This is a genomic window from Actinomadura sp. NPDC049382 (assembly GCF_040677125.1).
In the GTDB taxonomy this organism is placed as follows: Bacteria; Actinomycetota; Actinomycetes; order Streptosporangiales; family Streptosporangiaceae; genus Spirillospora; species Spirillospora geliboluensis.
Genome location: NZ_JBFARO010000126.1, coordinates 1 through 23,022, shown reverse-complemented (window position 1 = coordinate 23,022; position 23,022 = coordinate 1). Strand labels below are relative to the sequence as shown.

Annotated in this window: 20 protein-coding genes; 12 read left to right on the top strand and 8 right to left on the bottom strand. The window is 73.4% G+C overall.

Annotated elements, in window-relative coordinates:
* Window positions 1–149: 149 nt before the first annotated feature.
* Window positions 150–2,417: a protein translocase subunit SecD gene (secD, locus tag AB0K34_RS38790; protein WP_301175432.1), complete on the top strand. Its 2,268-nt coding sequence runs from the start codon at window positions 150–152 to the stop codon at window positions 2,415–2,417.
* A gap of 49 nt (window positions 2,418–2,466) precedes the next feature.
* On the opposite strand, the gene AB0K34_RS38785 is transcribed toward secD, so the two are convergent.
* From AB0K34_RS38785 to AB0K34_RS38770, 4 genes are all read right to left on the bottom strand, one after another.
* The gene (locus tag AB0K34_RS38785; protein WP_301175431.1) at window positions 2,467–3,588 is read right to left on the bottom strand and encodes a DUF4190 domain-containing protein; all 1,122 of its coding nucleotides are present in this window, start codon (window positions 3,586–3,588) and stop codon (window positions 2,467–2,469) included.
* A 55-nt stretch (window positions 3,589–3,643) separates the two neighbouring features.
* Window positions 3,644–4,648, bottom strand: a complete 1,005-nt coding sequence (locus AB0K34_RS38780; protein ID WP_301175430.1) for a septum formation family protein — start codon at window positions 4,646–4,648, stop codon at window positions 3,644–3,646.
* Window positions 4,645–5,796, bottom strand: coding sequence for a DUF4190 domain-containing protein (locus tag AB0K34_RS38775; protein WP_301175429.1), 1,152 nt, complete (start codon window positions 5,794–5,796; stop codon window positions 4,645–4,647). Before AB0K34_RS38775 ends, AB0K34_RS38780 begins: the two co-directional genes overlap by 4 nt.
* A 110-nt stretch (window positions 5,797–5,906) precedes the next feature.
* Entirely contained in the window at window positions 5,907–7,793 is a 1,887-nt protein-coding gene (locus AB0K34_RS38770) for a glycoside hydrolase family 15 protein (RefSeq protein ID WP_138634932.1), read from the bottom strand.
* Window positions 7,794–8,111: 318 nt separating this feature from the next.
* Between AB0K34_RS38770 and ppdK the strand changes: the two genes are divergently transcribed.
* The 7 genes from ppdK to sigJ all read left to right on the top strand — a co-directional run bounded on the left by ppdK (window position 8,112) and on the right by sigJ (window position 16,231).
* The gene (gene ppdK / locus AB0K34_RS38765) at window positions 8,112–10,820 is read left to right on the top strand and encodes a pyruvate, phosphate dikinase (RefSeq protein ID WP_138634927.1); all 2,709 of its coding nucleotides are present in this window, start codon (window positions 8,112–8,114) and stop codon (window positions 10,818–10,820) included.
* A 129-nt stretch (window positions 10,821–10,949) separates the two neighbouring features.
* Complete coding sequence (locus AB0K34_RS38760) at window positions 10,950–11,750, top strand: YdcF family protein (RefSeq protein WP_301175428.1); 801 nt, start codon at window positions 10,950–10,952, stop codon at window positions 11,748–11,750.
* Window positions 11,751–11,782: 32 nt separating this feature from the next.
* On the top strand, window positions 11,783–13,075 hold the full coding sequence (locus tag AB0K34_RS38755) for a deoxyguanosinetriphosphate triphosphohydrolase (protein WP_138634921.1): 1,293 nt from the start codon (window positions 11,783–11,785) through the stop codon (window positions 13,073–13,075).
* Window positions 13,076–13,195: 120 nt separating this feature from the next.
* Window positions 13,196–14,422, top strand: coding sequence for an FAD-dependent oxidoreductase (locus AB0K34_RS38750; RefSeq protein ID WP_138634918.1), 1,227 nt, complete (start codon window positions 13,196–13,198; stop codon window positions 14,420–14,422).
* Window positions 14,320–14,802, top strand: coding sequence for a hypothetical protein (locus AB0K34_RS38745; RefSeq protein ID WP_364553724.1), 483 nt, complete (start codon window positions 14,320–14,322; stop codon window positions 14,800–14,802). Before AB0K34_RS38750 ends, AB0K34_RS38745 begins: the two co-directional genes overlap by 103 nt.
* 72 nt (window positions 14,803–14,874) lie before the next feature.
* Entirely contained in the window at window positions 14,875–15,336 is a 462-nt protein-coding gene (locus AB0K34_RS38740) for a GtrA family protein (RefSeq protein ID WP_138634915.1), read from the top strand.
* Window position 15,337: 1 nt separating this feature from the next.
* Window positions 15,338–16,231 carry an RNA polymerase sigma factor SigJ gene (sigJ, locus tag AB0K34_RS38735; protein WP_364553723.1) on the top strand — a complete coding sequence of 298 codons (894 nt, stop codon included), beginning with the start codon at window positions 15,338–15,340 and terminating at the stop codon, window positions 16,229–16,231.
* On the opposite strand, the gene AB0K34_RS38730 is transcribed toward sigJ, so the two are convergent.
* Window positions 16,212–17,081 (bottom strand): LLM class F420-dependent oxidoreductase, encoded by an 870-nt coding sequence (locus AB0K34_RS38730; RefSeq protein ID WP_138634909.1) that lies wholly within the window; start codon window positions 17,079–17,081, stop codon window positions 16,212–16,214. The genes sigJ and AB0K34_RS38730 overlap by 20 nt on opposite strands.
* A 126-nt stretch (window positions 17,082–17,207) precedes the next feature.
* On the opposite strand from AB0K34_RS38730, the gene AB0K34_RS38725 reads away from it, so the two are divergent.
* A complete protein-coding gene (locus tag AB0K34_RS38725; RefSeq protein ID WP_138634906.1) occupies window positions 17,208–17,591 on the top strand; it encodes a MerR family transcriptional regulator in 384 nt (127 codons plus the stop codon).
* On the opposite strand, the gene AB0K34_RS38720 is transcribed toward AB0K34_RS38725, so the two are convergent.
* Window positions 17,549–18,010 carry a hypothetical protein gene (locus AB0K34_RS38720; protein WP_364553722.1) on the bottom strand — a complete coding sequence of 154 codons (462 nt, stop codon included), beginning with the start codon at window positions 18,008–18,010 and terminating at the stop codon, window positions 17,549–17,551. The genes AB0K34_RS38725 and AB0K34_RS38720 overlap by 43 nt on opposite strands.
* Complete coding sequence (locus tag AB0K34_RS38715) at window positions 18,001–18,600, bottom strand: TIGR03086 family metal-binding protein (RefSeq protein WP_364553720.1); 600 nt, start codon at window positions 18,598–18,600, stop codon at window positions 18,001–18,003. Before AB0K34_RS38715 ends, AB0K34_RS38720 begins: the two co-directional genes overlap by 10 nt.
* Before the next feature lie 83 nt (window positions 18,601–18,683).
* Here AB0K34_RS38715 and AB0K34_RS38710 point away from each other — a divergent pair, with 83 nt between their 5' ends.
* Window positions 18,684–19,517: a PLP-dependent aminotransferase family protein gene (locus AB0K34_RS38710; RefSeq protein WP_364553718.1), complete on the top strand. Its 834-nt coding sequence runs from the start codon at window positions 18,684–18,686 to the stop codon at window positions 19,515–19,517.
* Window positions 19,454–20,095 (top strand): PLP-dependent aminotransferase family protein, encoded by a 642-nt coding sequence (locus AB0K34_RS38705; protein WP_364553716.1) that lies wholly within the window; start codon window positions 19,454–19,456, stop codon window positions 20,093–20,095. Before AB0K34_RS38710 ends, AB0K34_RS38705 begins: the two co-directional genes overlap by 64 nt.
* A gap of 12 nt (window positions 20,096–20,107) precedes the next feature.
* Here AB0K34_RS38705 and AB0K34_RS38700 read toward each other — a convergent pair whose 3' ends face one another.
* Window positions 20,108–21,382, bottom strand: coding sequence for an ABC transporter ATP-binding protein (locus tag AB0K34_RS38700; protein WP_364553714.1), 1,275 nt, complete (start codon window positions 21,380–21,382; stop codon window positions 20,108–20,110).
* A gap of 253 nt (window positions 21,383–21,635) precedes the next feature.
* Between AB0K34_RS38700 and dnaG the strand changes: the two genes are divergently transcribed.
* Window positions 21,636–23,022 (top strand): DNA primase (gene dnaG, locus AB0K34_RS38695; RefSeq protein WP_364553713.1); only part of this gene is annotated, 1,387 nt, incomplete at its 3' end.

Genomic DNA, 23,022 nt, shown 5'->3' with positions numbered 1-23,022 from the left:
GCCCGCCGCCGCCCCCGTCTCACCCGACCTCGCACCCCCCGCCGCCCCCCGCGGCCGCGCACCGCCCTCCACCGCACGGATCTGAGCCATCTGTCCGCGGTGCCGCGCGCTCAGGCGCGGCGCCGACACCCCCGTGTGGAGGTTCCCTCTTGACGCGCGCCAACATGGTGCGGGCGATACTGGCGTTCGCCGTACTCGCCACATCCTTCTACTTCGCCTGGTCGAAACCGGCCCGCCTCGGTCTCGACCTGCGCGGCGGCACCCAGATCGTCCTCGAGACCCAGGACTCGCAGACCACCAAGGCCGACCGCGAGTCGACCGACCGCGCCCGGGAGGTCCTGCACCGCCGCATCGACGCGCTCGGCGTCGCCGAGTCGTCCATCACCCGGTCCGGCGACAAGCGGCTGATCGTGGAGCTGCCCGACGTCCAGGACCCGACCCGCGCCACCGAGGCGATCGGCAAGACCGCGCAGCTCACCGCGCACCCCGTGCTGCCCAACACCGGCAAGGCCGAGAAGGGGCAGCAGCTGATCCCGGACGAGAGCGGGCAGCAGATCCTCATCGGCCCCGCCGCGCTCACCGGCGCCGGCATCGGCGAGGCGAGCGCCTCCTACGACGCGCAGAACCTCGGCGGCTGGGCCGTCAACGTCGACTTCAAAGGCAGCGGCGGCAAGACCTGGGAGAAGCTGACCGCCAAGGCCGCCTGCGCCGTCGGCGACGAGCGGCGCGTCGCGATCGTGCTGGACGGCAAGGTCATCTCCTCCCCGCAGGTCACCCAGAGCGTGCCCTGCGGCGTCGGCATCACCGGCGGCTCCACCCAGATCACCGGCGACTTCACCGCCGGCGAGGCCAAGGACCTCGCGGCCCTCATCCAGGGCGGCTCGCTGCCCGTCCCCGTGAAGATCATCGAGCAGCGGGTGGTCGGCCCGACCCTCGGCGACGAGGCCATCGACGCCAGCGCCAAGGCCGCGATCATCGGCATCATCCTGACCGGCCTGTTCATCGTGGCCGTCTACCGCATCGTCGGCTTCCTCGCCACGCTCGCCCTCGCCGGCTACGCGCTGATCTCCTACGCGGCGCTCGTCGCGATCGGGGCGACGCTCACCTTGCCGGGCCTCGCCGGTTTCGTCCTGGCCATCGGCATGGCGATCGACGCCAACGTGCTGGCCTTCGAACGGGCGAGAGAGGAACGGGCGGCGGCACCGGGCCGCAGCGCGCGCAACGCGCTCGCCATCGGCTTCAACAAGGCGTGGTCGGCGATCGCCGACTCCGCCGTCACCACGCTGCTCGCGGGCGGGCTGCTGTTCTGGCTGGCCTCCGGGCCCGTTCGGGGCTTCGGTGTCACGCTGACCATCGGTGTGCTCGCCTCCCTCGTCTCGGCGATGCTGCTGAGCCGCGTGCTCACCGACGCCGCCGCCGCCCGGATGCCCAAGATCATGAAGGGCAGGGCCGGCGGGCTGGCCGGCCCCGGGCGGATCCGCAACTGGCTGGAGCGCAGCGGCCCCGACATCATGAAGCGCAGCCGGATGTGGATCGGGATCTCCGTGGTCGCGGTCGCCGTCGCGCTGACCGGGATCTTCGCCCGCGGGCTGAACTTCGGCGTGGAGTTCACCGGCGGACGCCTCGTCGAGTACTCCACCAGCCAGCACCTCGACATCGACAAGGCCCGCGCGGCCGTCGCCGACGCCGGGTTCCCGCGCGCCGTCGTCCAGACCTCCGGCCAGGACGACATCTCCGTCCGCACCTCCGACCTGACCAACGAGGAGGAGAAGCGGATCCAGGAGGCGCTCGCGAAGGAGGGCGGCGGCGCGACCAAGCAGCGCGACGAGCTGATCGGGCCGAGCCTCGGCGACGAGCTGCGCAAGAACGCGCTGATCGCCCTCGGCATCGCGCTGCTCGCGCAGCTGGCCTACCTGACGATCAGATTCCGCTGGACGTTCGCGAGCGGCTCGGTCCTCGCGATGTTCCACGACATCACGATCGTCACGGGCGTCTTCGCCTGGCTCGGCAAACCGATCGACGGGGTCTTCCTCGCCGCGCTGCTCACCGTCATCGGGTACTCGGTGAACGACTCCGTCGTCGTGTTCGACCGGATCCGGGAGCTGTGGGGGAACACCCCCAAGGGCCGGTTCGCCGACATCGCGAACCGGGGCACGCTGCAGACCGTCCCGCGCACGATCAACACCGGCATGGGCGCGCTGTTCATCCTCGCAGCCCTCGCGATCCTCGGCGGCGACTCGCTGACCGACTTCGCGATCGCCCTGCTGATCGGCATCGTCGTCGGGACGTACTCCAGCGTCTTCACCGCGACGCCGATCGCCGTCGTGCTGGAGCGCTTCGCGAAGGCCCCGCCGCCGCAGGGCAAGGCGAAGAAGCCCGTCCGCCGCACCGCGGACAGCTCCGGCGCCGTCGTGTAGCGCCCGCGTGCCGCCGGCGCCACCCGGCGCCGGCGGCACGCCCGCGCGGTCAGTGCGGGACGACGGATCGGTCGAGGAAGCCGTTCCGGCCCGTCACCAGGCAGATGATCAGCCGGTTGCCGGCCTCCCAGCCCAGCTTGTCGGGACCCGCCCACGCCATGTCGGCGATGTCGAACGGCGGGTCCGACCGCCACACCTTGACCGCCTGCTCGGCGCAGCCTTCCAGCGCCTTCCGATCCATCTTCGCGGTCCCCGGGTACTTGCCGCCGGGCATCGTGTAGAAGGCGAGCACCTCGTACTCGTGCTTCTCGGTGCAGGGGACGAGGGGCTGGTAGCCCTCGTCGTCCCACTTCTTGACGCAGTCTCCCGGCTGGAGCTCCGGCGTGTACCGCTCCTTGGTCTCCATGGTCTGGTCGAGGGACGCCGGGAGCAGGCCGGAGCCGGTGTAGCGCATGACGCAGGTGGCGGCGTGGTCGCCGTCCTTCCACGCCGCCTCGTCCGGCGGCGCGACGTGGAGCCGGAGGTCCTTGCCGTAGCGGCTCTTCTCCAGGAACTGCGTCCGCTCGCGGCACACCGTCCACGCCCGGTTGCCGACCTCCTCCCGGCCCGGGAACGGCACGTCCGGCAGCTCCGCCTCGGCGCCGACCTCGCCCTGGTGCGGCGTGGTGCACGGCAGCGGCCGCACGAACATGCCGGCGGGGCTCTCCTCGAACTCGCTGAAGCAGTCGCCCGGCCGCATCGAGGTGACCGCGACCTTGCCGTCCGCGCGGGCGGCGGGCACGGAGGTGTCCGGGGACAGCGGCCCGACGGTCACGACGACGGCGATGGCGGCGACCCAGGCCAGGGAGGCGGCGAGCCCGCCGACGGCCAGGCCGGTGCCCTTCTCGCCCCGGCGCCCGGTCTGGACGAAGGCGGCGACGGCGAAACCGACCGCGAGCAGGACCATGCCGAGCAGGCCCGCGACGAGCGCGACGATCGCCCACCGGTTCGTCCGCGGCCGGGCCGCGGTGGGCGGCGCGGCGAGAGGCCCGGTGAGGGGCCCGGCGAGGGGCTCGGTGAGGGGCGGGCCCGCCGCCGCCGGTGCGGTCGCGGGCGGGGGCGCGGCCGGCGCGTCCGGCGGCACCCAGGCGGGCGCGGTCTCGTTCGGCGGGTCGTCGTCGGGGGTGGTCATGGCGTCTCCGGAGGCGGGGGAGGGCAGTTCGTGCGGAGCGGTCGTTCGAGCGGGCTCACTTCGGCACCACTGATCCCCTCAGCAGGCCGGTGGTTCCGGTGACGAGGCAGGTGACCTGCCGGTTCTTCTTCTTCCAGTTGTCCAGGACCGGCGCCTCGACGTGCCGGCCCGCTTTCTGGCCGGCCGGGACGCGCGGCCCCGCGGGGCCGAACATCTTCTCCCAGCGGTTCCGGCACCCCGCGTCCGCGTCGCGTGCCACCGCGTCGTCGCCCGGCCACGCGCCGTCCCGCAGCGTGAAGAGGGCGTACACCTCGAACTTGTGCTCCAGACGGCAGTCGATGGCCGGTAGGAAGCCGCTGATCTGCCAGGTGGTGAGGCAGTCGCCGGGGAGGAGCCGCGCCAGCGGTGTCAGCACCGTCTCCTTGGCGTCGAGGAGCGGTGCGGTGAGCCGCTTCGGGCCGGGGTAGCGCAGGAGGCACACCACGTCGCGGTCGCCGTCCTTCCACGCCTTCTCGTCGGGACGGTCGGCGTACAGTTCGAGCCGGTTCCCGTAGGCGCTCTGCCTCAGGAACCCGGTGCGCTCGCGGCACTCCTTCCGGGCCATCTCCGCGACGGCCCGGTCGCCGGGGAACGCCGAGGCGGTCAGGGTCACCTCGGCGCCGATCTCCCCCTCGTGCGGCCGGTCGCAGGGCGAGGGCATGAGGAGCACCCGTGTCGACCGCTCTTCGAGCGCGTTGAAGCAGTCGCCGCTGCGCAGGTCGGACGCCCACGTCTTGCCGTGCGTGTCGATCCGGCGGGCCGTGTCCTCCACGCGGTGGGCGGCCATGACCGCCGCGACGCTGAAGACGGCGGCCCAGACGGCCGCCGCCACCAGCCCGGCGGCGGCGAAGCCCCTGCCCTTCTCGCCGCGGCGTCCGGCCTGGACGAGCGCGGCGATGCCGAAGCCGACCGCGAACAGGACCAGGCCGAGCAGGCCCGTGACGAGCGCGGCGACCGCTAACCCGTTCGTCCGTCGCCCTGCGGCGGGGCCGTCCGGGTCCGCTGGTTCGGGGGCGGTCATGGCAGCAGCGGCTTCGTCATGGGGCGCTTCTCGCTCTCGCCCAGGCAGACGACGGTGCGGATGCCGGACGTCCACTCGTCCTCCTCCGGCATCATCCAGGTGAGGATGTCCGGTGTGCGGCGCCCGCTGAACACCTTCTCGTAGCGCTTGTCGCAGCCGGCCTCCGCCCGCCGCTCGGTCGCCTTCGCGCCCGGGTACGGCCCGTCCTCGAGCCGGAAGACGGCGAAGACCTCCATCCAGTGCTCATCGGTGCACGCGAGGACGCGCTGGGCCGGCAGGTCCTCGCTCCACTTGCCGAGGCAGTCGCCGCGGGCGAGCTCGTGCCAGAGCTTGCGGTTGGGGTCAAGCGTCTCGGCGAGCGGTGCGCTGATCTTCCCGGTGCCCTCGTAGAGCATCAGGCAGACCGCCTCGCGGTCCCCGCTCCGCCAGGTCGGCCGGGTCGGCGTGATGACGTAGAGCTGCAGGTCCTCGGCGTACCTGCTCTTCTGGAGGCGGGCGAGGCGCAGGAAGCACGCGTCCTCCGCCTGCTGGAAGACCTCATGGTCGCCGGGGTAGTCGGTGCCGGGCAGGCGCAGGCTGGCACTGACCTCGCCCTGGTGCGGCCGGGTGCAGGGCAGCGCCGTCACCAGTGCCTGGACGTTCCCGTCGAAGCCGGTGAAGCAGTCGCCGACGCGCAGGAGGGAGGGCAGCACCCTGTCCTTCCCGGTGACGTGCCCGGACTCGTCGCGGTCGACGGTGAGCAGGGAGCCGACGGCCGCGGCGGCGGCGACCGCGGCGACGGCGACCCAGACGGCCGAGGCCGCCAGGCCGCCGGCGGCGAGGCCCCTGCCCTTCTCGCCGCGGCGTCCGGCCTGGACGAGCGCGGCGATGCCGAAGCCGACCGCGAACGGGACCAGCGCGAGGACGCCGGTGATCAGGGCGGCGATCGCCAGCCGGTTCGTCCGAGCGGGACCGGTCCGTGGCGGGAGGCCCGGCGGCGGTAAGGCGCCGGGCGGGGGTGCTGCACCGAGCGGAGGTGCGGGGGTGGATGAGGGTGCGGGGGTGGACGGTGGTGCAGGGGAGGGCGGCGGGTCGGCGGGGGCGTCGGGCGGAGCCCAGGCGGGGGCGGGGTCCTCCGGGAGGTCGTCAGCGGACGGTGGCGTGGTCACGGCGGAACGGTAGCCGGGGCCTCCGACAAAAGCGTCATTTCCGGCGTATGTCGATCAACTTGTGATCAAGCCTCCGGATGGCCGGGACGCCGCCCCGGCCATCCGTCCGGTCAGGCGAGCGGCGGCTGCGGCTCGTCGTTCTCCGCGCTGATCACCTGCATGACCGCGTTGATCAGCGCCAGATGGGTGAACGCCTGCGGGAAGTTGCCGAGGTGCCGGCCCGTGTGCGGGTCGATCTCCTCGGCGTACAGCTGCAGCGGGCTCGCGTACGACAGCAGCTTCTCGCACAGCGCGCGGGCCCGCTCCAGCTCGCCGATCATCACCAGCGTGCTGACCAGCCAGAACGAGCAGATCGTGAACGTGCCCTCATCGGACTCGAACCCGTCGTCGGTCTCCCCGGCCCGGTAGCGCAGGACGAGGTCGTCCTCCGACAGCTCGTCGGCGATGGCGAGCACGGTCTCGCGGACCCGCTTGTCGTCGGCGGGCAGGAACCCGAGCAGCGGGATCAGCAGCGCCGAGGCGTCCAGCGCCGTCGCGCCGTAGTGCGCGGTGAACACGCCGCGCTCGTCCAGCGCGTTCGCGAGCACGTCCGCGTGGATCTCGTCGGCGGCGGCCTGCCAGCGGCGCGCCCGGTCCTGGTCGCCGCGGATCCGGGCGAGCCGGGCACCGCGCTCGGCCGCCACCCAGCAGAAGACCTTCGAGGAGGTGAAGTGCTGCGGCTCGCCGCGCACCTCCCACATCCCGCAGTCGGGGGTGCGCCAGTTGGCGAGCGCGTCCTCCACCTGCTTGATGATGATCTTCCAGAGCCGGTCGTCGAGCCGGTCCCGCTTGCGCACGAACAGGTAGATGGAGCCGATGATCGCGCCCCACACGTCGTGCTGCGCCTGCATGTACGCCTCGTTGCCGATGCGCACGGGACGGGCGTTGCCGTACCCGGTGAGGTGCTCCAGCGTGGACTCCGGCAGCTCCTCCCGCCCGTCCAGGCCGTACATGATCTGCAGCTTGCCCTCGGCCGCCTCGGCGACGTCGGTGATGAAGTAGAAGAAGTCGTTGGCCTCCCAGTCGTAGCCGAGCGTGTAGAACGCCCACAGCGCCATCGTGGAGTCGCGGATCCAGGTGTAGCGGTAGTCCCAGTTCCGGTCGCCGCCCGGCGTCTCCGGCAGCGACGTCGTCGCCGCCGCCGCGACCGCGCCCGACGGCGCGAACGTCAGGCCCTTCAGCGTCAGCGCGCTGCGCTGCAGGTGGCTGCGCCACGGGTGGTCGGGGAAGCGGCCCCGGTCCAGCCAGTGCTGCCAGTGGTGGACGGTCCAGACGAGCCGCTCCTGCGCCTCCTCCCACGACGACGGCGCCGCGTGCTCGCTCCACGACAGCGCCACGAAGCGGGACTCGCCCTGCTTCAGCAGCGTCCGGGACGTGGCGAGCGACCCCTCGAACCCGACGTTCATGTCGGTGGTGAGCCGCAGCCCGATCCCGTTGCCGCGCGCGACCGCCTCGTGGTACCCGGCGCCGGTGTGCTCCCAGCGGGCGGGCGTCTGCCCGTAGTCGAACACCGGCATGCAGTCGAGCCGTACCTGGACCTGCCCGTTCACGCACCGCACCATCCGCAGCAGGACGTGGTCGGCGTCGTAGTCGGTGGGGGCCCTGCGGTGCGTGTGGGACCGCTCCGTCTCGTGGTGCCACGGGCCCATCAGCAGGGCGTCCGTCACCACCAGCCAGCCCCCGTGCACCCACCAGGTGGTCTCCATCACCATGGTGCCGGGGATGTACCGCTGCGCGGCGGGCACCTCGACGCCCGCCGGGCCGACCCGGAAGTACCCGGCGTCGCGGTCCAGGATCGACCCGAACACGCTCGGCGAGTCCATCTTCGGCAGGCACATCCACTCGATGTTCCCGCTCGGCGCCACCAGTGCGGTCGTCTCGCAGTCCGACAGGAACCCGAAATCGGCGATGGGGGCGAACGGATCTCCCGCCCGGCCGCCGGCGACCTTCGGCCTCACAACCTCACCTCCTTGATCCATCATTACCTCTCCCGAGCCATGGGCGCGCCAAGGCGGCCGGCCGCGTGCTCCCGGCGGCCGCCCCGGACGTGGGTGTGGCGCTGGTCTCGCCATTGGAATAGACCATTATCTGCGGTCTGAGCTGCGAAAACTCCCTCCGGCGCACCGGGCGCCGAGGAACCGCGGCGGGCGCGGGTACAGTCCCCGCAAACAGGGCAGCGGACCCGCTTCTGCCTGGGGGAACGCGACGGCGCGCACCCCCGGCGCGGCGGGCCCGGACCTGCCACTGGGTGGAACCGGAGCGAGAAGGAGCTCCCCGTGCCGAAGTTCGTGTACGACTTCACTGAGGGCAACAAGGACCTCAAGGATCTGCTGGGCGGCAAGGGCGCCAACCTGGCCGAGATGACCAACCTCGGACTGCCCGTGCCCCCCGGGTTCACGATCACCACCGAGGCCTGCCGGCACTACCTCGAGCACGGGAACCTGCCCGAGGGACTGGCGGACGAGGTGAACGCGCACCTCGCCGGCCTCGAGTCCGCGATGGGCAAGAAGCTCGGCCAGAGCGACGACCCGCTGCTGGTCAGCGTGCGGTCGGGCGCCAAGTTCAGCATGCCGGGAATGATGGAGACCGTCCTCAACGTGGGGCTGAACGACGAGTCCGTGCACGGGCTCGCCGCCCAGGCGGGCGACGAGCGGTTCGCGTGGGACTCCTACCGGCGGCTGATCCAGATGTTCGGCAAGACCGTGCTGGACATCGACGGCGACCTGTTCGAGGAGGCCATCGAGGACGCCAAGCGCGAGCGCGGCAGCGACAACGACGCCGACCTCACCGCCGCCGACTTCGAGGCGCTCGTCGGCCGGTTCAAGGCGATCGTGCGCGAGCAGGCCGGGCGGGACTTCCCGACCGACCCGCGCGAGCAGATGGACCTCGCCGTCAAGGCGGTGTTCGACTCCTGGAACGCCGACCGCGCGATCCTGTACCGGCGGCAGGAGCGCATCCCCGTCGACCTCGGCACCGCCGTGAACATCTGCTCGATGGTCTTCGGCAACATGGGCCTGGACTCCGGTACGGGCGTGGCGTTCACCCGCGACCCCGCGTCCGGCCAGCAGGGCATCTACGGCGACTACCTGCAGAACGCGCAGGGCGAGGACGTCGTCGCCGGCATCCGCAACACGGTGCCGCTGACGGAGCTGGAGCGCATCGACAAGGCGTCCTACGACCGGCTCCTGCAGATCATGGAGACGCTGGAGAACCACTACCGCGACATGTGCGACATCGAGTTCACGATCGAGCGCGGGAAGCTGTGGATGCTGCAGACCCGGGTCGGCAAGCGGACCGCCGCCGCGGCGTTCCGCATCGCCTGCCAGCTGCTCGACCAGGGGCTCATCGACGTGGACGAGGCCGCCCGCCGCGTCACCGGCGACCAGCTCGCGCAGCTGATGTTCCCCCGGTTCGCGAGCCGGGTGGACGGCGTCCAGAAACTGACCAAGGGCATGAACGCCTCGCCGGGCGCGGCCGTCGGCAAGGCCGTGTTCAGCTCCGCCCGCGCCGTGGAGCTGGCCGACCGGGGCGAGGACGTGATCCTCGTGCGCCGCGAGACCAACCCCGACGACCTCGCCGGCATGGTCGCCGCGAAAGGCGTGCTGACCTCGCGCGGCGGCAAGACCTCGCACGCCGCCGTCGTCGCCCGCGGCATGGGCAAGACCTGCGTGTGCGGCGCCGAGGAGCTGGACGTCGACGTCAAGAACGGCCACTTCACCGCCCCCGGCGGCGTGACCGTGTCCGAGGGCGACGTCATCTCGATCGACGGGTCGTCCGGCGACGTCTACCTCGGCGAGGTGCCCGTGGAGGACTCGCCCGTCGTCCGGTACTTCGAGGGCGAGCTGGCGCCCGACGGCGACGACCTCGTCACGGCCGTCGACCGCGTGATGAGGCACGCCGACGCGCGCGCCGCGCTGAAGGTCCGCGCGAACTCCGACAACCCGGAGGACTCGGCGCGGGCCCGCCGGTTCGGCGCCGCCGGCATCGGGCTGTGCCGCACCGAGCACATGTTCCTCGGCGACCGGCGGCAGCTGATCGAGGAGCTCGTGCTCGCCGCGGACGACGCCGAGCGGCAGGCCGCGCTGGACGCCCTGGAGCCGCTGCAGCGCGGCGACTTCGAGGGCATCTTCGCGGCCATGGACGGGCTGCCCGTCACGATCCGCCTCATCGACCCGCCCCTGCACGAGTTCCTCCCCGACATCACCGAGCTGTCGGTCAGGGTCGCGCTCGCGGGCGAGGACGCGGACCCCAAGGACCGGAGACTGCTCGAGGCGGTCAACCGACTGCACGAGCAGAACCCTATGCTCGGACTGCGCGGCGTGCGGCTCGGTTTGGTGATTCCCGGCCTGTTCGCCATGCAGGTGCGCGCGATCGCCGAGGCCGCGGCGGCGCGCCGCCGCGCGGGCGGCGACCCGCGCCCGGAGATCATGATCCCGCTCGTCGGCGCGGTGCAGGAGCTGGAGGCCGTCCGCGACGAGGCCCGCGGCATCCTCGCGCAGGTGCGGGAGGCCACCGGCGTGGACGTCCCGGCGCTGGTCGGCACCATGATCGAGCTGCCGCGGGCGGCGCTGACCGCCGGGCAGATCGCCGAGGCCGCCGAGTTCTTCTCCTTCGGCACCAACGACCTCACCCAGACGACGTGGGGCTTCTCCCGCGACGACGTCGAGGCGGCGTTCTTCTCCCGCTACCTGGAGCTCGGCATCTTCGGGGCGTCGCCGTTCGAGACCCTCGACCGGGAGGGCGTCGGGCGGCTCGTCCGGATCGCCGCCGAGGAGGGCCGCCGGGCCCGTCCGGGCCTCAAGCTCGGCATCTGCGGCGAGCACGGCGGCGACCCCGACTCGGTGCACTTCTGCCACGAGGTCGGGCTGGACTACGTGTCCTGCTCGCCGTTCCGCGTCCCCGTCGCCCGGCTGGAGGCCGGCCGCGCGGCGATCGCGGCGGCGGACGCCGCGGGCGGCGCGAAGGGCGGCAGCGACAGCCGCTGACACACCCGGCGGGCGGCCGGTTCCCTCCGGCGGGGAACCGGCCGCCGAAGGCCGTGTGGGGTCGGTAACACGCGGTACCCCCGAACTTCGGGCGCGCGCCGGACCATCTCACCTAGTGTGTCCGATGCGATGACGTTGGAAGTGGAATTGCCGGAGCCCCAGCCCGAAGAGCCCGCCGCCGAGACCCCGGACGGCCCGCGCCGGCGCCGCCGCCGCTCGCCCTGGTTCACGGTTCCGGTGAGCATCGTCCTCGGGCTGCTCGCGATCGCCGTGCTGACGCCGCTGACCGTCGGCACCCGGATCTGGTACCAGGCCCGGCAGGACGAGCGCCCCCGCTCCGACGCGATCATCGTGCTGGGCGCCGCGCAGTACAACGGGCGGCCGTCCGAGACGCTGAAGTGGCGGCTGCAGCACGCCCTGGAGCTGTACCGCGACGGCGTCGCGCCCGCCATCGTCACCGTCGGCGGCAAGGCCCCCGGCGACAACTACACCGAGGCGGGCGCCGGGCGCGCCTGGCTGATCGAGCAGGGCGGGGTGCCCGCGACCAAGGTCTTCTCGGTGCCGGTCGGCCGGGACACGCTGGAGAGCCTCAAGGCCGTCGGCGCCGAGTTCGACCGGCACCACTGGTCGTCCGCCGTGATCGTCACCGACCCGTGGCACGGGCTGCGGTCCAAGAAGATGGCGGAGGACCAGGGCATCGAGGCGGCCGCGTCGCCGACGCGGAGCGGCCCCAGCGTGCAGACCCGCGACACGCAGTTCAACTACATCGTCCGGGAGACCGGCGGCTACCTGTCGTACGTGCTGCTGGGCAAGAGCGTCCAGGTGCCGGACGAGACCATCAAGCGCATCCGCATCGACCCGTCCGGGACGCCGGGCCCGTCGTCCTCCGGGACGCCGGGGGCGCCGTCCTCGGCGCCGCCGAGCCGCTGAACCGGCCGCGCCCGCTTACCCTGGATAGGGCCATGACGAGCAACGACACCGCGGGCTACCGCGACACGGCGGGCTACGGCGCCCGCGACCGGCGGCGCTGGGCGCCGGAGCCGGCCAAGCGCCGCGACCGGACGGCCTTCGAGCGCGACCGCGCCCGCGTCCTGCACAGCGCCGCGCTGCGGCGGCTGGCCGCCAAGACCCAGGTCGCCTCGCCCGGCGCCGACGCGGTGGCCGACACGGTGCAGAGCCTGCGCACCCGGCTCACGCACTCGCTGGAGTGCGCGCAGGTCGGCCGGGAGCTCGGCAAGTCCCTCGGCTGCGACCCCGACCTGGTCGAGGCGGCGTGCCTGTCGCACGACATCGGGCACCCGCCGTTCGGCCACAACGGCGAGAGCGCCCTCGACGTCGTCGCCCGCGACTGCGGCGGCTTCGAGGGCAACGCGCAGAGCCTGCGCGTGCTGACCCGGCTGGAGCCGAAGTCGTTCGCGCCGGACGGCCCGCCCCTGCACGGCCGCAGCGTCGGGCTGAACCTGACCCGCGCCGCGCTGGACGCCGCGATGAAGTACCCGTGGACGCAGGCCGAGGCGGTCAACGGCAAGTTCGGCGTCTACCCCGACGACCTGGACGTCGCCGCCTGGGTCCGGGAGGGCGCGCCGGAGGGCCGGACGTGCTTCGAGGCCCAGGTGATGGACTGGAGCGACGACGTCGCCTACTCCGTCCACGACCTGGAGGACGCGCTGGTCGCCGGGCACATCGACTTCGCCCGGCTCGCCGACCCGGCCGAGCGCCGCCTCGTCGCCGCCACCGCCGCCAAGCTGTACTGCCCGGACGCCGACCTCGCCGAGCTGGAGGAGCGCTTCACCGCGCTGCTCGCCGAGCCCTACTGGCCGGACCGCTACGACGGGACGCCGCGCAGCCTCGCCGCCCTGAAGAACCTCACCAGCACGCTGATCGGCCGGTTCTGCCTGGCCGCCGAGTCGGCGACCCGCGCCGCCTACGGGGACCGGCCGCTCACCCGGTACGCGGCGGAGCTGATCGTCCCGCGCGCGCAGCGGCTGGAGAACGCCCTGCTCAAGGGGATCACGGCGCACTACGTGTGGATCAGCCACGAGGAGGTCCGGGCCCGGCAGCGGACGCTGATCACCGAGCTGGCCGAGCTGATGCTGGCCGGCGCGCCCGAAACGCTCGACCCCGGATTCCGCGCCGCGTTCACCGAGGCCGCCGACGACGCGGCCCGGCTGCGCGCCGTCATCGACCAGATCGCCTCGCTGACCGACCTGTCCGCGATCGCCCGGCACCGCATGCTGGGCGGCCGTCCGCGCTGATCGGCGGGCCCGCCGGGGCCGCCGCCGCCCCGCGTCCGCGCGCCGACGCGCGCCTTCGGCCCTTGTTTCCCCCATGGCGCCGCTGTAGCTATAGCTACAGGTCAACTACAGGAGGTCGCCATGCCCGAGGAGACGTTCGTCATCGCCGGAGCGAGCCTGGCCGGCGCCAAGGCGGCGGAGACGCTCCGCGCGGAGGGCTTCGAGGGCAAAGTCCTGCTGATCGGGGACGAGATCGAGCGGCCCTACGAGCGGCCGCCGCTGTCCAAGGGCTTCCTGCTGGACAAGGAGCCGCGCGACAAGGCGCACGTCCACGAGGCGGACTGGTACGACAAGCACGACGTGGAGCTGCGGCTCGGCACCTCCGTCGCGTCCATCGACCGGGCCGCGCACCAGGTGCGGCTGTCCACCAAGGAGCCGGTGGGCTACGACCGGCTGCTGCTGGCGACGGGCTCGTCCGTGCGCCGGCTGGAGGTGCCGGGGTCCAAGCTGCAGGGCATCCACTACCTGCGCACGATGGCCGACTCGGCGGCGCTCAAGCAGGCGTTCGCGCACGGCGGCCGGCGCGTCGTGGTGGCGGGCGCGGGCTGGATCGGGCTGGAGACGGCCGCCGCCGCCCGCGCCCACGGCAACGAGGTGACGGTGATCGAGCCGGAGCCGGCGCCGCTGCACGCCGCGATGGGGCCCGAGCTCGGCGGGATGTTCGCCGACCTGCACCGCGAGCACGGCGTCGACCTGCGGCTGGACCAGGGCGTCGCCGGGTTCTGGGGCGCCGGGCAGGTGTCGGCCGTGGTCACCTCCGGCGGCGCCGAGGTGCCCGCGGACGTCGTGGTCGTCGGCATCGGCGTGCGGCCCAACACCCGGCTCGCGGAGGAGGCGGGCCTGGAGGTGTCCGACGGGATCCTCGTCGACCAGTCGCTGCGCACCTCCGATCCCGACATCTTCGCCGCCGGCGACGTCGCGAACGCCTACCATCCGCTGCTCGGGCGGCGGATCCGGGTGGAGCACTGGGCGAACGCGCTGAACGGCGGGCCGGCCGCCGCCCGCGCCATGCTCGGCCAGGACGTCGTCTACGACCGGATCCCGTACTTCTTCACCGACCAGTACGACCTCGGCATGGAGATGTCGGGCGTCGCGGCGCCGGGGGAGTACGACGAGGTCGTGTACCGGGGCGACCGCGCGGCCCGCGAGTTCATCGCGTTCTGGCTGTCGGGCGGGCGGGTGGTCGCCGGGATGAACGTCAACGTGTGGGACGTCACCGGGGACGTCCAAGCGCTGATCCGCTCGCGGCGCCCGGTGGACGCCGCCCGCCTCGCCGACCCCGCGGTGCCGCTGGCCGATCTCGCCTGATCCCGGCCGCGGACGGTCGGCCGGATGGCGACGAGGAGATCGCGGCGCTCGGCCGGGCGCGGCTCGCGGTCACCGCGGCGTTCACCCCGCGCGGGCTCGTCGCCGCCGCCTGGGTCGCCCGCATCCCGCAGATCAAGGAGCGGCTCGGGCTGAGCGAGGGCGCGATGGGCGTCGCGCTGCTCGGCGCCCCGGTCGGGGTGGTGGCGGCGGTCCGGTTCGCGGGGTGGGCCGTCGCCCGGTGGGGCAGTCGGGCCACGACCCTCGGCGCCGGTCTCGCCGCCGCGGCGTCGCTGGTCCCGATCGGTCTCGCCTGGAACCTGCCCGCGCTGGTCGGGCTGATCGTGCTGCCGGCCCCGGCGGCGGCTGCGGCGGAGGGCTGACGGCGCGCCCCCTTGATCTTTTAGCGGGGTTCCGACTTTCGGATATGTCCTACTCAGGTAAGGTCTGGGCAAGTGAGCACCTTGCAGCGGTCGAGACCGGTCGATTCGGTCTCGTCCGCCCCGGCATACCGGACATTCCTCCGCGAATTGCTGAGTTTCGGCTTCGTGGGGTGCGTCGGCACGCTCATCATGATCTTCGGTGCCAACCTGATGCGCGCCTGGCTCGGCGGCAGCCCGGTCATCAGCGTGGTCGTCCCGACCGTGGTGTCGACGCTGACGTCCTACCTGCTCAACCGGCACTGGACGTTCCGCCACCGGGACAGCGACGGCTCCGGCCGCGAAGTCGCGATCTTCTTCGCGCTGAACGGCGTCGGCCTGCTCATCCAGGTGCTGTGCACCGGCTTCACCTACTACACCCTCGGCCTGCACGGCGGCATCGCCTACAACCTCGGCCTGCTCGCCGGCGTCGGGCTCGGCGCGGCGTTCCGCTACTGGTCGTACAAGAAATGGGTGTTCACGCCGGCGGCGGCCTGACATGGCCCGCCTCGACGACGAGTGGGCGGAGCACCGCCCCGCCGTGTTCGGCGCCGCCTACCGCATCACCGGCAGCGTCGCCGACGCCGAGGACATCGTCCAGGACGTGTGGCTGCGCGCGTCGGCGCGCGGGACGCTGGACGACGTCCGCGACCTGCGCGCCTGGCTGATCACGGCGGCCGCGCGCCGCGCCTACGACGTGCTCGGCTCCGCCCGCGCGCGCCGCGTCGACTACGTCGGGCCGTGGCTGCCCGAACCGCTGCCGACCGGGCCGGACGCCGCCGAGCCGGTGCTGCTGGACGAGACCGCCGGCACCGCGATGCTCGTCGTGATGGAGGAGCTGTCGCCGCCCGAGCGGGTCGCGTTCGTCCTGCACCAGGCGTTCGGGGTGCCCTACGACCAGATCGCCGGGGTGCTCGGGAAGTCGGCCGCCGCGTGCCGGCAGCTCGCCTCGCGGGCGCGCCGCAAGGTCGCCGCGGCGCTGTCGTCCCGCCCGGCGTCCCCGAAGGAGCGCGCGGCGGTGCTGGCGGCGTTCCGGGACGCCTACGAGCGCGGCGACGAGGCGGCGCTGCTGGCGCTGCTCGACCCGGACGCCGCCTACACCACCGACGGCGGCGGCCGCGTCTTCGCCGCCCGCAAGGTCATCGCGGGGGCGGGCCGGGTCGCGACCGCGCTGCTGCGCGTCGCCGCCCGCAACGCGCTGCGGCTGGAGTTCGCGGAGATCAACGGCCGGCGCGAACTGCTGGCGATCAGGGACGGCCGGCTGTTCGCCGTGGACATCGTGGAGGTCGCGGACGGCCGCGTCACCGCCGTCCGCCGCGTCCTCAACCCCGACAAGCTCGCCGCCGTCCGGCGCGCGGCGGCGGGACCGCGGCTCAGCGGCCCGCCGGAATGACCTTCTCGGTCCGGGCCGCGGCCTCGGCCAGCACGCCGGCGAGGTCCTGCCCGGTGGCCTGGGAGAAGATCACCTGGTCGACGCCGCGCTCGGCGGCGCGGCCGACGACGTCGACGACCTCGTCCACCGACGGCGAGCCGGGGAGCAGGGCCAGCGACGTCTTCTCGATCTCGGCGTAGTCGCGCCCCTCGCGCTCGCAGTGCTCCCGCAGCACCTCCAGCTTGCGGGGCAGCTCGTCGCCGTCGAAGAGGTTGCACGCGTCGGCGTACTTGGCGACGAACCGCAGCGTCTTCTTCTCCCCGCCGCCGCCGACCAGGACCGGCGGGTGCGGGCGGCGCAGCGCGGGCGGCGAGTTCAGCGGGCGCTCCAGCCGGTAGTGCTCGCCCTCGAACGCCGACTCGTCGCCTTGCCACATCTGGTGGGCGAGCCGCAGCGTCTCCTCCAGCCGCTCGAACCGCTCGGCGGTCGGCGGGAACCGGACGCCGAGGCCGCGCGACTCCTCCTCGTTCCAGGCCGCGCCGATGCCGAGCCACGCGCGCCCGCCGGACAGCACGTCCAGCGTCGTCACGGTCTTGACCAGGATCCCGGGGTGCCGGTAGGTGACGCCGGTGACCATCGTCCCGAGGGTGATCCGCTCGGTCAGCGCCGCCGCGTAGGCGAGCGCGGAGTAGCCCTCCAGCATGGGCTCCTCCGCCGGGCCCACCCCGGTGATCTGGAAGAAGTGGTCCATCACCCAGAACGAGCTCAGCCCGCCCTGGTCGGCCTCGCGGGCCATCCGGCCGAACGTCGGGGCGATCTGCTCCGGCCCGCCGGGGAAGGTGAAGCTGGGAACCTGTAGTCCGATGCGCATGGCAGTCCCTGGTGGTCGTGTGTCCGCTCTTTCCTCCACTGTGCGACCTGGAGCGCGCTCCAGGTCAAGCGGCCTCGCCGGGCGCGCATTGACCTGGAGCGCACTCCAGGTGGAATCCTGGAGGACGTGAGCTCCTACTCTCCGGCGGAGACCGCCGACAAGAGCGGCTTCAGCATCGACACCCTGCGCTACTACGAGAAGATCGGCCTGCTGCCGGGCATCGCCCGGAACGCCGCCGGCCGGCGGGTGTTCAGCGACGACGACCTCGCCTGGCTCCACATGCTGCGCTGCCTGCGCGGGACCGGGATGCCGATCGCGGAGATGCTGCGCTACTCCGAACTGGCCCGCGGCGGCACCGGGACGTTCCAGGAGCGCCTCGACCTGCTCGAAGAGCACGACCGCCGGGTGGAGGAGCAGATCGCCGCCCTGCGCGAGCAGCAGGCGCAGATCAAGATGAAGATCGGCCTCTACCGCGACGCGGTCTGCGAGCCCGCCCCCGCCTCCGCCTGAACCAGCACGCCCTCGGCCCGCGCCCACACCTCCACCGGGTCGAACGCGTCCGCCCGCCAGGCATGGGCGCGGATCGTGCCGCGGTCCCGGAACCGGCGCATGATCGCGACGTGCGGCGGCCAGCCGACGAAGCGGCGCAGCGCGGCCTCGTCCGTCCAGACGGAGACCGATCCGCACCGCCGCTGCCGGGGCCGCGACCAGAGCCACAGGCCGACGGCGCCTTCCAGGTCCGGCCAGGACCGGCGGAGCGCCATGCCCGCGCGGAAGACGGACGGCAGGTCGCGCGCGTGCGCGCAGGTGAAGTCGGTGACGCTCACCAGGACCGGCCCCGCGGCGGCGGCCGGACCGGCCTGCCAGGGGCTTCTCAGTGACCCGCTCTTCAGTGCCCCGCTGTTCAGTGCCCTGCTCTTCAGTGCCATGAGGGGTCCCGTCCCAGCAGGGCGAGCAGCCGCCGGCGCGGGGCCGCGCCGGCGGGGGACGGCAGGGCCGCGGCGAACGCGTCGGCGGGGCCCCGGCCCTCGGCGGGGACGAGGGCGGCGACCTTGAGCGACGCGGCGACGAGGTCGTCCGCCGGCTCCCACGGGACGCCGATCGCGGCGGCGACGTCCCACGCGTGGACGACCAGGTCGACGAGGTGGAAGGCGATCGCGAGGGCGGCCGGGAAGCGCCCGCCCAGCTCGGGGAGGGCCAGTTCGGCGTCCAGGGCGACGTCGGCGAAGGCGCGGGCCACGAGGTCCGCACTGGCCGCCGCAGCGGCGTACGGATCGTCCTCGAGGTCGCCGCCGCGCCAGTCGGACAGGCGGTCGCCGCCGCCCCGGGCCGCCGCGGCGAAGCCCTCGTCCTGGCCGACCTGGTGGCGCAGCAGGCCGTGCAGGGTCCAGTCCGGGCACGGCGTGGGCAGGACGAGCGCGTCCGGCTTCACCTGCGCGACGGCCGACAGGTAGAGGTCCGCCGCTCTGCGGTCCAGCGGGCGGAAGTCGGTGGTCGAGAGTTCGGTCATCAGATCCATGCGGCCACGCTAGGAAGGTCCAGAGGCCCAGGTAAAGGGCCAAAAACGCGTGAAATGACTGAGCCGATTTAAGGTGGGCCCTCGTGGACCTGAATGTGAGCCTGGTGGGCCGCCGCGACCTCGCCGGGCAGATCTACGCGCAGCTGCGCGCCGCGATCCTGGACGGGCGGCTGCGCGCCGGCGAGGCGGTGCCCCCGACCCGGGAGCTGGCGCGGCGGCTCGCGATCTCCCGCAACACGGTCGCGGCCGCCTACGACCGGCTCGCCGCCGAGGGCTTCCTGGAGAGCAGGCTGGGCGCCGGGACGTTCGTCCGGGAGACCGGGTCCGCCGCGCGGGGCGCCCCGGCGGCGTCGCCGCTGCGGCCCCGGGCGCGCTGGGACGAGGTGGCCGTGTGGCCCCGGCCGATGCCCGGGATCCGGTGGGACTTCCGCGCCGGGCTGCCCGACGCGGCGCTGTTCCCCTACGAGGCGTGGCGGCGGATCATGGCGGGCCTGCTGCGCCCCTCGGCGCTCGGCGACCCCGGCGCGGCGGGCGACCCGGCGGGGCTGCCCGCGCTGCGCGAGGCCATCGCCCGGCACGTCGGGGTCTCCCGGTCGGTGCGGGCGGCCGGCCGCGACATCGTGGTCACCTCGGGGACGCAGCAGGCGCTCGACCTGATCGTCCGGGTGCTCCTCGAACCCGGCGACACGGTCGCCGTCGAGGACCCGGGGTACCCGCCCGTCCGGATGCTGCTGGCCGCCGCCGGGATGCGGGTCCGGGGCGTGCCGGTCGACGCGGAGGGCTGCGCGTGGACGCGCTGCCCGGTGACGCGCGGGCCGTGTACGTCACGCCGTCCCACCAGTTCCCGCTGGGCATGCCGATGTCGCTGCCGCGCCGCCGGGCCCTGCTGGACTGGGCGCGCCGCCGCGACGTGGTGATCGTCGAGGACGACTACGACACCGAGTACCGGTACGGGGGACGGCCGATCGAGCCGCTGCAGAGCCTGGACGAGGACGGCCGCGTGCTCTACACCGGCACCTTCTCCAAGATCATGCGGCCGGTGCTGCGGCTCGGGTTCCTGGTGGCGCCGCCGTCCCTGCACCGCGCGTTCCGGATGGCGCGGTACGTCTCGTCCTGGCACGCCGAGCTGCCGGCGCAGGCGGCGCTCGCCCGGTTCATCGACGAGGGCCTGCTCGCCCGGCACATCCGCAGGTCGCGCCGCGCGTACCGGGCCCGGCACGAGCGGATCGCCGGGCTGCTCCCGGAGCTGTTCGGCGACCGGCTCGCCGTCGTCCCGGCGGAGGCGGGGCTGCACCTGAGCGCCGTCCTGCCGGCCGGGACCGACGACGCCGCGATCGCCGCGCGGGCGCTCGGCGCGGGCGTCGGGCTGTTCCCGCTGTCGGAGTTCGCGGTCACGGGGCCGGCGGCCCCCGGACTGGTCTTCGGGTACGGCGCGGTGGAGCTGCCCGCGATCGAGGCGGGCCTGCGCAGGCTGCGCGCCGTGGCCGGCGACTAGAACTGCGGGCGGCTAGCGGCGGACGGGGGTGACGCGGCGGCCGTCGGCGCCGAAGAACAGCACGCGGTCGAAGTCGACGGTCAGCGCCACGTGGTCGCCGCGGTCGGGACGGTCGCCGGGCGCGATGCGGAACACCAGGTCGGAGCGCCGGTGGTGGCCGGCGTGCTCCTCGGCGAGGCCCTCGTCGGGGGCCGGCTTGCCGAGCATCTCGCGCAGCCGGTCCCGCCAGCCGGCGGGCTCCGCCTCGTGGGACGGGGCGCGCGGCGGGCGCCCGACCTCGGACGCGTCGATCGTGGGGATGCCCGCCTCGGCGTAGGCGAGCCACTCGTGCCCGTGGAACTCCAGCGCCCTGACCTGCCCGGACAGCACCGACCCGTGCGGCGCGGGGGCGCCCGGCGCGATCGGCATCAGGGTGTCCGGCCGGATCCCGACGATCACCGCCTGGCCGTGGTGGCTGATCAGCGAGGACGCGCGCGGGTCGTCCCACGGGACGGTCAGCCGCTGCGGCCCGAAGTCCAGCAGCAGGCCCTCGCCCTCGATCGCCCACAGGGTGGCCTGGAGCAGGTTGATCGGCGGGGAGCTGAGGAACGCGGCCACGAACACCGTCGCCGGGTCCTCGTAGATCTGCTCGGGGGTGCCGACGTCCTCCAGGACGCCGTCGCGCAGCACCGCCATGCGGTCGGCCATCGTCATGGCCTCGACCTGGTCGTGGGTGACGTACACGGTGGTGGTGCCGGTGGAGCGGACCAGCGCGGCGATCTCGACCCGCAGCTCGGTGCGCAGCCCCGCGTCCAGGCTGGACAGCGGCTCGTCCATCAGGAACAGCGACGGCTCGCGGATGAGCGCCCGGCCGATCGCGGCGCGCTGCCGCTGGCCGCCGGACAGCGTGCGCGGCAGCCGGTCGATCATCGTGTTGAGGCCGAGGGCGCGGGCCAGCTCGACGACCTTCGCGCTCGCCTCGGCGCGGTCGTCGCCCGAGACCTCCAGGGGGAACATCATGTTCCCCTTGACGGTGCGGTGCGGGTAGAGCGCGCCCTCCTGGAACACCATGGCGACGTTGCGCTCGCGCGGCGGCAGGTCGTTGGCGACGGTGCCGTTCAGCCACAGGTCGCCGCCGGTGATCTCCTCCAGCCCGGCGATCATCCGCAGGATGGTCGACTTGCCGCAGCCGGACGGCCCGAGCAGGACGAACAGCTCGCCGTCGTTGATGCGCAGGCGGACGTTCCGGACGGCGGTGTGCCCGCCCGGATACACCTTGTCGACGCCGTCGAGCACAACATCCGTCATCGCGTCCGCCTGGGTGTGAGCAAAATCTCGGTTCGCCATCACATCGCGCGACAGTCCGGGTTGTCCAGACTAAATCCGTACTTGGCGGGGGTCGTTCCGGCCGAGTCCGGCCATGGACCATGGCATTTGCCCCAAGGTAGGACGTTCCCGGCTTTCCGGAGGACGTCCCCGGACGGCCTCCCCGGGGCGGGTGCGCGGCCGGTTCGGACGGGGAAGCGCCGGATGTCGCGGGCCCGCCGTAGACTCCTTCGTCGTGGCAGGCCGGATTCGCAATGAGGACATCGCACTCGTCCGAGAGCGCGCGTCCATCGACGCCGTGATCGGCGAGTACCTGCAGCTTCGCAGCGCGGGCGGTGGCAACCTCAAGGGCCTCTGCCCCTTCCACGACGAGAAGTCCCCGTCGTTCAACGTGACCCCCTCCCGCGGCCTGTACTTCTGCTTCGGCTGCGAGGCGGGCGGCGACGTCATCAAGTTCGTGCAGGAGATCGAGCACCTGTCGTTCTCCGAGGCCGTCGAGCGGCTCGCCGCCCAGGCCGGCATCCAGCTCCGCTACGAGGAGGGCGGCGGGCGCGGCCCCCGGCAGGACGGCGGCCAGCGCGCCCGCCTGATCGAGGCCCACAAGGCCGCCGCCGAGTACTACACCGGGCAGCTGGAGTCCCCGGAGGGGGCGATCGGGCGCAAGTTCCTGTCCGAGCGGGGCTTCGAGGCCGCCGACGCCGCCCGGTTCGGCGTCGGGTTCGCGCCCCGCGAGTGGGAGGGGCTCGTCCGGCACCTGCGCGCCCGCGGGTTCGCCGACCGCGACATCGTCGCCGGCGGCCTCGCCAAGGAGGGCCGGCGCGGCCCGATGGACCGCTTCCGCGGCCGGCTGATGTGGCCCATCCGCGACCTGTCCGGCGACGTCATCGGGTTCGGCGCGCGCCGCCTCTACGAGGACGACGACGGCCCCAAGTACCTGAACACCCCCGAGTCGCCGCTCTTCCACAAGGGCTCGGTGCTGTACGGCGCCGACCTGGCGAAGAAGGAGATCGCGCGGCGCAGGCAGGCCGTCGTGGTCGAGGGCTACACCGACGTGATGGCCTGCCACCTCGCGGGCGTCCCGACCGCGATCGCGACGTGCGGGACGGCGTTCGGCGACGACCACATCAAGGTGCTGCGCCGGCTGCTGATGGACCAGGACGAGTTCCGCGGCGAGGTGATCTTCACCTTCGACGGCGACGCGGCCGGCCGGAAGGCGGCGCTGCGCGCGTTCGACGACGAGCAGAAGTTCGTCTCGCAGACCTTCGTGGCCGTCCAGCCGGACGGGCTCGACCCCTGCGACCTGCGGATCCGGCACGGCGACGCGGCGGTGCGCGACCTGGTCGCCTCCCGGCTGCCGCTGTTCGAGTTCGCGGTGCGCAGCGCGATCGAGCAGCACGACCTCGACACCGTCGAGGGGCGGCTCGCCGCGCTGGACGCGGCGGCCCCGGTGGTCGCCGCCATCAAGGACCGGTCGCGCCGGCACATGTACGCCGTCAACCTCGACCGCTGGCTCGGCATCATGGACGAGCAGTTCGTGCTGCGCCGCGTCCGCGAGCTGGCGAACCGCCGGCACGCGCGTGCGCAGGCGGGGCGCGCCCCGGCCGGAATCGGCCGGAACGGCC

Bases quoted from the DNA above. Each gene is read 5' to 3' on its own strand.
- AB0K34_RS38755 (WP_138634921.1), top strand. From the start codon at position 11,783: ATGACGAGCAACGACACCGCGGGCTACCGCGACACGGCGGGCTACGGC.
- AB0K34_RS38700 (WP_364553714.1), bottom strand. From the start codon at position 21,382: ATGACGGATGTTGTGCTCGACGGCGTCGACAAGGTGTATCCGGGCGGG.
- AB0K34_RS38705 (WP_364553716.1), top strand. From the start codon at position 19,454: ATGCCGATGTCGCTGCCGCGCCGCCGGGCCCTGCTGGACTGGGCGCGC.
- AB0K34_RS38750 (WP_138634918.1), top strand. From the start codon at position 13,196: ATGCCCGAGGAGACGTTCGTCATCGCCGGAGCGAGCCTGGCCGGCGCC.
- AB0K34_RS38715 (WP_364553720.1), bottom strand. From the start codon at position 18,600: ATGGATCTGATGACCGAACTCTCGACCACCGACTTCCGCCCGCTGGAC.
- AB0K34_RS38720 (WP_364553722.1), bottom strand. From the start codon at position 18,010: ATGGCACTGAAGAGCAGGGCACTGAACAGCGGGGCACTGAAGAGCGGG.
- AB0K34_RS38780 (WP_301175430.1), bottom strand. From the start codon at position 4,648: ATGACCGCCCCCGAACCAGCGGACCCGGACGGCCCCGCCGCAGGGCGA.
- AB0K34_RS38785 (WP_301175431.1), bottom strand. From the start codon at position 3,588: ATGACCACCCCCGACGACGACCCGCCGAACGAGACCGCGCCCGCCTGG.
- AB0K34_RS38760 (WP_301175428.1), top strand. From the start codon at position 10,950: ATGACGTTGGAAGTGGAATTGCCGGAGCCCCAGCCCGAAGAGCCCGCC.
- sigJ (WP_364553723.1), top strand. From the start codon at position 15,338: ATGGCCCGCCTCGACGACGAGTGGGCGGAGCACCGCCCCGCCGTGTTC.
- AB0K34_RS38730 (WP_138634909.1), bottom strand. From the start codon at position 17,081: ATGCGCATCGGACTACAGGTTCCCAGCTTCACCTTCCCCGGCGGGCCG.